This is a genomic window from Pseudooceanicola marinus (assembly GCF_002786295.1).
Classification (GTDB): Bacteria; Pseudomonadota; Alphaproteobacteria; order Rhodobacterales; family Rhodobacteraceae; genus Pseudooceanicola; species Pseudooceanicola marinus.
In genome coordinates this window covers 45943-52890 of record NZ_PGTC01000030.1, presented here as the reverse complement: position 1 = coordinate 52890, position 6948 = coordinate 45943, and the positions used below count along the sequence as shown (strand labels likewise).

Annotated in this window: 7 protein-coding genes; all 7 read left to right on the top strand. The window is 67.2% G+C overall.

What is annotated here, in order from left to right; translation table 11 throughout:
• The coding region (locus tag CVM50_RS21185; protein WP_100148409.1) for an S-(hydroxymethyl)glutathione dehydrogenase/class III alcohol dehydrogenase at positions 1–1110 on the top strand (1110 nt) is incomplete at its 5' end.
• A 107-nt stretch (positions 1111–1217) separates the two neighbouring features.
• Positions 1218–2384 carry an ABC transporter substrate-binding protein gene (locus CVM50_RS21180; protein ID WP_085890090.1) on the top strand — a complete coding sequence of 389 codons (1167 nt, stop codon included), beginning with the start codon at positions 1218–1220 and terminating at the stop codon, positions 2382–2384.
• 56 nt (positions 2385–2440) lie between these two features.
• Complete coding sequence (locus tag CVM50_RS21175) at positions 2441–3307, top strand: branched-chain amino acid ABC transporter permease (RefSeq protein ID WP_085890091.1); 867 nt, start codon at positions 2441–2443, stop codon at positions 3305–3307.
• Positions 3304–4260: a branched-chain amino acid ABC transporter permease gene (locus CVM50_RS21170; protein WP_085890092.1), complete on the top strand. Its 957-nt coding sequence runs from the start codon at positions 3304–3306 to the stop codon at positions 4258–4260. The genes CVM50_RS21175 and CVM50_RS21170 overlap by 4 nt, the downstream gene beginning before the upstream one ends.
• Positions 4247–4993 carry an ABC transporter ATP-binding protein gene (locus tag CVM50_RS21165; RefSeq protein ID WP_085890093.1) on the top strand — a complete coding sequence of 249 codons (747 nt, stop codon included), beginning with the start codon at positions 4247–4249 and terminating at the stop codon, positions 4991–4993. Before CVM50_RS21170 ends, CVM50_RS21165 begins: the two co-directional genes overlap by 14 nt.
• Positions 4986–5696: an ABC transporter ATP-binding protein gene (locus CVM50_RS21160; protein WP_085890094.1), complete on the top strand. Its 711-nt coding sequence runs from the start codon at positions 4986–4988 to the stop codon at positions 5694–5696. Before CVM50_RS21165 ends, CVM50_RS21160 begins: the two co-directional genes overlap by 8 nt.
• A 10-nt stretch (positions 5697–5706) precedes the next feature.
• Complete coding sequence (locus CVM50_RS21155; protein ID WP_232618338.1) at positions 5707–6939, top strand: cytochrome P450; 1233 nt, start codon at positions 5707–5709, stop codon at positions 6937–6939.
• Positions 6940–6948 lie beyond the last annotated feature (9 nt).

The following is a 6948-nucleotide window of genomic DNA, read 5'->3' as shown; positions in this document are numbered from 1 at the left end:
ATGAAAACCCGTGCAGCCGTCGCCTTCGAGGCGAAGAAACCTCTGGAAATCGTCGAGCTCGACCTGGAAGGCCCGAAGGAGGGCGAGGTCCTGGTCGAGATCATGGCCACCGGCATCTGCCACACCGACGCCTACACTCTGGATGGTCTCGACAGCGAAGGCATCTTCCCCTCCGTTCTGGGCCACGAAGGCGCCGGCGTCATCCGGGCCGTGGGTCCGGGCGTGAAATCGGTGAAGCAGGACGATCACGTCATCCCGCTCTACACCCCCGAGTGCCGCCAGTGTAAATCCTGCCTCTCGGGCAAGACCAACCTGTGCACCGCGATCCGCGCCACCCAGGGCCAGGGCCTGATGCCCGACGGCACCTCGCGCATGTCCTACAAGGGCGAGGCGATCTACCACTACATGGGCTGCTCGACCTTCTCGAACTTCATCGTGGTGCCGGAGATCGCCGTGGCGAAGATCCGCGAGGACGCACCCTTCGACAAGGCCTGCTACTGCGGCTGCGGCGTGACCACGGGCGTCGGCGCCGTGACCAACACCGCCAAGGTGACGCCCGGTTCGAACGTCATCGTCTTCGGCCTGGGCGGCATCGGTCTGAACGTGATCCAGGGCGCCCGCATGGTCGGCGCGGACAAGATCATCGGCGTGGACCTGAACGACGCCAAGGCCGACTGGGGCCGCAAGTTCGGCATGACCGATTTCGTGAACCCCTCGAAGATCGACGGCGACATCGTGCAGCACCTGATCGCCATGACCGACGGCGGCGGCGACTACACCTTCGACTGCACCGGCAACACCATGGTGATGCGCCAGGCGCTGGAAGCCTGCCACCGGGGCTGGGGTGTGTCGACCGTGATCGGCGTGGCCGAGGCGGGCAAAGAGATCTCCACCCGTCCGTTCCAGCTGGTGACGGGCCGCGTCTGGAAGGGCTCCGCCTTCGGCGGCATGAAGGGCCGCACCGAGGTGCCGAAGATCGTCGACTGGTACATGAACGGCAAGATCGAGATCGACCCGATGATCACCCATGTCCTGACACTGGAAGAGATCAACAAGGGCTTCGACCTGATGCACGCCGGCGAGAGCATCCGCTCCGTGGTGGTCTTCTGAATTCGCCCCCGGACGGGCCTGCGGGCACGGCCGGGGCGGATACCGCCCTTTGGAGGAGGGGCGGATATCGCGGCCCCGTGACCGGGCCGCACTCATGGGAGGAAAACATGACGAACAAACCTGGAATGATCGCCCTCGCGGCGGTCAGCGCCCTCGCTGTGTCCAGCGCCTGGGCGGATGAGATCAAGGTGGGCGTGGTTGCGCCCTTCTCCGGGCCCTTTGCCCAGTATGGCGTGCAGTACCAGCAGGCGATCGAAACCTACCAGGCCCAGCACGGCACCACGGCGGGCGAACACGAGATCACCTTCATCTACAAGGACGTGGGCGGGGTGAACCCGGACCAGTCGCGGGCGCTTGCGCAGGAACTGCTGATCCGCGAGCGGGTCGATTACCTGGCCGGTTTCACCTTCACCCCGAACGCGCTGGCGGTCGGCCCGGTCATCACGCAGTCGGAAACGCCGACGGTGATCTTCAACGCCGCCACCTCGGCCATCAACGCCGAAAGCCCCTTCTTCCTGCGCACCAGCTACACGCTCCCGCAGGTCTCCGCCCCGGCGGCGGAATGGGCCTATGACCAGGGGATCCGCAGCGTGGTCACCACGGTCAGCGATTACGGCCCGGGCATCGACGCCGAGGTGTCGTTCAAGGCGGCCTTCGAGGCCAAGGGCGGCACCGTCACCGACAGCGTGCGGATGCCGCTGTCGACCACCGATTTCACGCCGATTCTGCAACGGGTGAAGGACCAGGCGCCGGATGCGGTCTTCGCCTTCCTGCCGGGTGGCCCGCCCACCTTCTCCTTCACCAAGACCTACAATGAGAACGGGTTGCGCGACGACGGGATCACCTTCCTCGGCACCGCCGAGACGGAGGAAAGCAACCTGCAGGCCCTGGGCGACCTGGCGGTCGGTCTGCACACCGCCTACCACTACTCCGCCGCCCACGACAGCGACGAGAACCGCGCGTTCCTGGATGCGCTGGCCGAGCTGCATCCCGACGGCATCGTCAACTGGGCCTCGGTGGGCGCCTATGACGGCGTGCACCTTATCTACGAGATGGTCGCGGCTGCCGGCACCGACGGCCCGGCGGCGGTCGAGGCGGCCCTGGGTCTGGCCTGGGAAAGCCCGCGCGGCCCGATCGAGATGGACCCGGAGACCCGCACGGTGATCCAGAACGTCTACATCCGCGAAGTGGCCCGCAACCCGGAAACCGGGCTGCTGGAAAACGTCGAGACCGGCGTAATCGCCACCGTCGGCGACCTTGGCTGGAACCAGTGAGCGGCAGGACGGGCGGGCCCTGATCCGCCCGTTCCACCGAGAACACGGGACGTGACATGACATTACTTCTGAACATCGCGGTCGACGGGGTGGCCTACGGCATGATCCTGTTCATGATCGCCGTCGGCCTGTCGGTGACCATGGGGCTGATGCGGGTGGTGAACCTGGCCCATGGCGGCTTTGCCCTGATCGGCGGCACGCTGGCCCATTGGCTGGGAACCGAGGTCGGGCTGCCCTTCGCGCTGGTCCTGCTGGGGGCCGTGGCAGGCACCATCGTGATCGCCATGCCGCTGGAGCGACTGGTCTATCGCCGAATCTACGGCTTCGGAGAACTGCAACAGGTGCTGGCCACCATCGGCCTGACCTTCCTGATGATCGCCTCGGTCAACCTGTGGCAGGGGTCTTCGCTTCTGTCGATCACGCTGCCCGAAGGGTTGAACCGGTCGGTCGACCTGGGCTTCCGCCAGCTGACCGCGCATCGGGCGCTGGTCATCGGAGTGGGAGCGCTGGTGATCCTCGGCCTGTGGCTGCTGCTGGATCGAACCCGTTTCGGCATTCGCCTGCGCGCGGCGGTGGACAATCGCGACACCGCCTCCGCGCTCGGCATCGACACCGGGCGGATCTACATGCTGACCTTCGCCCTGGGCGCGGGACTGGCCGCGCTTGGCGGGATCCTGGGGGCAGAGCTGCTGCCGATCGATGCCTATTACCCGCTGCGCTACATGGTGCTGTTCCTGATCGTCGTGGCGATCGGTGGGCTGGGATCCATCCTGGGCTCCTTCGTGGCGGCCCTGGCCATCGGGATGATCGAGACCGCCAGCCGCTACCTCGTGCCCGACATGGCGACGATCACCTTCTTCGTCCTGGTGATCCTGTTCCTGGGGCTGCGCCCGCGCGGCCTGATGGGGAGGGCAGGGGCATGAACCGGCGTCTTCTCTCGCTTCTTCTGATCCTTCTGGCGGGCGGTGCGGCCTACCTGCTGTTTCCCTACAACCTGGCCTTCCTGACACGCATCCTGATCATGATCGTGCTGGTCCTGTCGCTGGACCTGATCCTGGGGCTGGCGGGGATTGCGACGCTGGGGCAGGCGGCCATGTACGGCGCAGGCGCCTACGCGGCGGGGCTCTTCGCGATTCACGTCTGGGCCGATCCGGTCGCCGGGCTTCTGGCCGGGGCCGTGGCAGGTGCCCTGCTGGCCGCGGTTTCGGGTGCGGTGCTGATGCGGACCCAGGGGCTGACCCTGATCATGCTGACCATCGCGGTGGCGCAGATCTGTGCCGAGATCGCCAACCGCGCCCGCGGCGTCACCGGTGGCGCCGACGGCCTGCGCGGCATCCGCCCCGGCAAGGTGCTGGGCCTGTGGGAGTTCGATTTCATCGGCATCACCGGCTACTGGTACGCCTTCGCCGTCATGTTCCTGGTCTTCTTGGCCCTTGCTGTCATCGCCCGGTCCCCCTTCGGGCTGTCGCTGCGTGGCATCCATGAAAGCCCCGAGCGCATGGTGGCCATCGGCGTCTCGATCTACCGCCGCCGCCTGGCCGCCTACACAATGGGCGGGGCCATCGCCGGGATCGCGGGGGCGCTGTCGGCGCAGATCACCCAGCTGGTCAGCCTGGAATCCTTTTCCTTCACGCTGTCGGCCGAGGCGCTGATCATGCTGATCCTGGGCGGCACGGGGCGGCTCTACGGCGCGATCCTGGGCACGGTGATCTTCATGGCTGTGCACCACGTGGCGGCGGCCAACGATCCGTTCAACTGGCTCTTCGTCATCGGCGCGCTGGTCCTCGTGGTGGTCTTCTTCCTGCCGCGCGGGCTGGTCGCGCTGCCCGCCAGCCTGAAACGTCTTGCCAAGGGAGGCCGCCATGCAGGGTCTTGAGGTACGTGGACTATCGAAGCGGTTCGGCGGGCTGGTGGTGTCCGAAGATATCGACTTCGACCTGCCGCCCGGCGCCCGCAAGGCGCTGATCGGGCCGAATGGCGCGGGGAAGAGCACCTTTGCCAATCTGGTCACGGGCATCCTCGCCCCCACGGGCGGCAGCATCCGCTTCGACGGGCAGGACATCGCGGCCCTGGACGAGGCCGAGCGGGTCAAGCACGGTATCGCCAAGACCTTCCAGATCACCACGCTGTTTTCCGGCCTGACGGTGCGAGAGAACCTGCGTCTGCCGGTGCTGGAACGTCTGGGGCAGGGCGGGCGCCTGTTCCGCCGCGCCGACAGCGATCCGAAGATCGAGGCCGAGGTCGAGGCGCTGCTGGCGCAGTTCGATCTGCTGGCGCTGGCGGACCGGCCGGTGGTCGATCTGGCCTATGGTCAGCAGCGCCTGGTCGAGATGGCCCTGACGCTGGCGTTGAAGCCGCGGGTGCTGATCCTGGATGAGCCTGCCGCCGGTGTGCCGTCAAGCGAGACGCATCTGATCATCGAGGCCATCGAACGACTGCCAGAGGATCTGGCGGTGCTGGTGATCGAGCATGACATGGACCTGGTGTTCCGGGTGGCACGCTCGATCGTGGTGCTTGTGCAGGGGCGGATCCTGACCGAGGGCATGCCCGAGGAGATCGCCCGCAACGCGCAGGTGCGCGAGCTTTACCTGGGAGGCGCCCATGGCTGACCGACTTCTGGAGCTTGGCAATGTCACGGCGGGCTACGGCCCGACCCACGTGCTGCGCGACCTGTCGCTGAGCGTGGCGCCCGGCGAACGGCTGGCTGTCATCGGCCGCAACGGCGCGGGAAAGACGACGCTGCTCAACACCATCATGGGGCTGACCCGGCTGCACGGCGGGCACCTTCGCTATGGCGGGCGGTCGCTGGACCGCATGGCCCCGCATCGCCGCAACGGCCTGGGACTGGGCCTGGTGCCGCAGACGCGCGACATCTTTCCCTCGCTCACGGTGGAGGAAAACCTGCTGTCCTGCCTGCGCGGCGACGCCACGCTGGAGGAGGCCTATGCGCTGTTCCCGCGCCTGAAAGAGCGGCGGCGGAACGGCGGGATGCAGCTGTCGGGCGGCGAGCAGCAGATGTTGTCCATCGCCCGGACCCTGATGACCCGGCCCGAGGTGCTGCTGCTGGACGAACCGCTGGAGGGGCTGGCGCCGGTGATCTGCGAACAGCTGATGGCGGTTTTCGAGGAACTGGCGAAGGACGGCACCCGTGCCGTCGTGCTGGTGGAACAACACGCGGAGGCGGCGCTCGCCTTTGCCACGCGGGTCATCCTGATGGCCAACGGGACGATCGTGCATGAGGGCCCCGCCGGGGACCTGATTGCCGACAAGACACTGCTGCACCGCCATGTCGGTGTCGGCATCGACCCCTGAGGAGGAGGGCATGAGAGATATGGAACTGATCGAAGGCCACCGTGCCATCACCCCGCCCGAGGGCATGCCGGTCTGGGACGTGGATCCCTTCGACACGGCGATCCTGAGCGATCCCGAACCCTACTACGCAGGCCTGCGCGCACGTGGTCCCGTGGTCTACATCCCGCGCTGGTCGGTTCTGGCGCTTGGCCAGTACGAAACGACCAAGGCGGTCTTCAGCGACCACGAGAATTTCGTCTCTTCGCGCGGCGTCGGTCTGAACGACTTCCATGTCGGGGATCCCTGGCGGCCGCCGTCGATCATCCTGGAGGTGGATCCCCCCGACCACACCCGCACGCGCCGGGTCATGTCCCGGGCCCTGTCGCCCAAGGTGGTGAGGACCATGGCCGGGATGTTTGCCGAGGCGGCGGAGGAGCTGGTCGACGAACTGGTCGCCCGTGGCCGCATCGAGGCGGTGGAGGACCTGGCCGAACGCTTCCCGATCACCGTCTTTCCGCGCGTCGTGGGCATGCGCGATGTCGACCAGCGGATCCTGGTGGATTACGGCGCCTGTGTCTTCAACTCCATGGGTCCCGACAATGCCCTGCGCCGCGCCGCCACCGCCCGCAACAAGGAAATCGCGCCCTGGATCATGGCCGCCTGCGCCCGCGAACGCCTGACGGAGGACGGGATCGGCGCGATGATCTACGCCGACGCCGATGCCGGTGAGATCGGCCAGGACGAGGCACCGCTGCTGGTTCGTTCGCTTCTGTCGGCCGGTGTCGACACGACCGTGACCGGGATCGGCAACGCGCTTTACTGCTTCGCAGCCAATCCGGGTGAATGGGACCGCCTGCGCGCCGAGCCTAAGCTGGTGCGCCCGGCGATCGAGGAGGTGCTGCGCTATACCTCGCCCGTGCATACCTTCGGACGCACCGCAGGGCGCGACTGCGAAATTGCCGGCTATCCGGTGGAGGAGGGGACGAAGATCCTCTGCGTGCTGGGCGCGGCCAACCTGGACCCCGACAAATGGGGCGATGCCGACACCTTCCGCATCGACCGGCGCCCGGTGGGCCACATGGGCTTCGGCGCGGGCATCCATGGCTGCGTCGGCCAGAACATCGCCCGCGGTGAGATGGAGGCGGTGCTGACCGCCCTGGCCCGCAAGGTGGCCCGGATCGAGTTCGACGGTGACGCCCCCTGGCGGCCCAACAACGCGATCCATGCTCTCGACAAGCTCCCCCTGAAGCTCACCCCCGCCTGAGGAGACCCC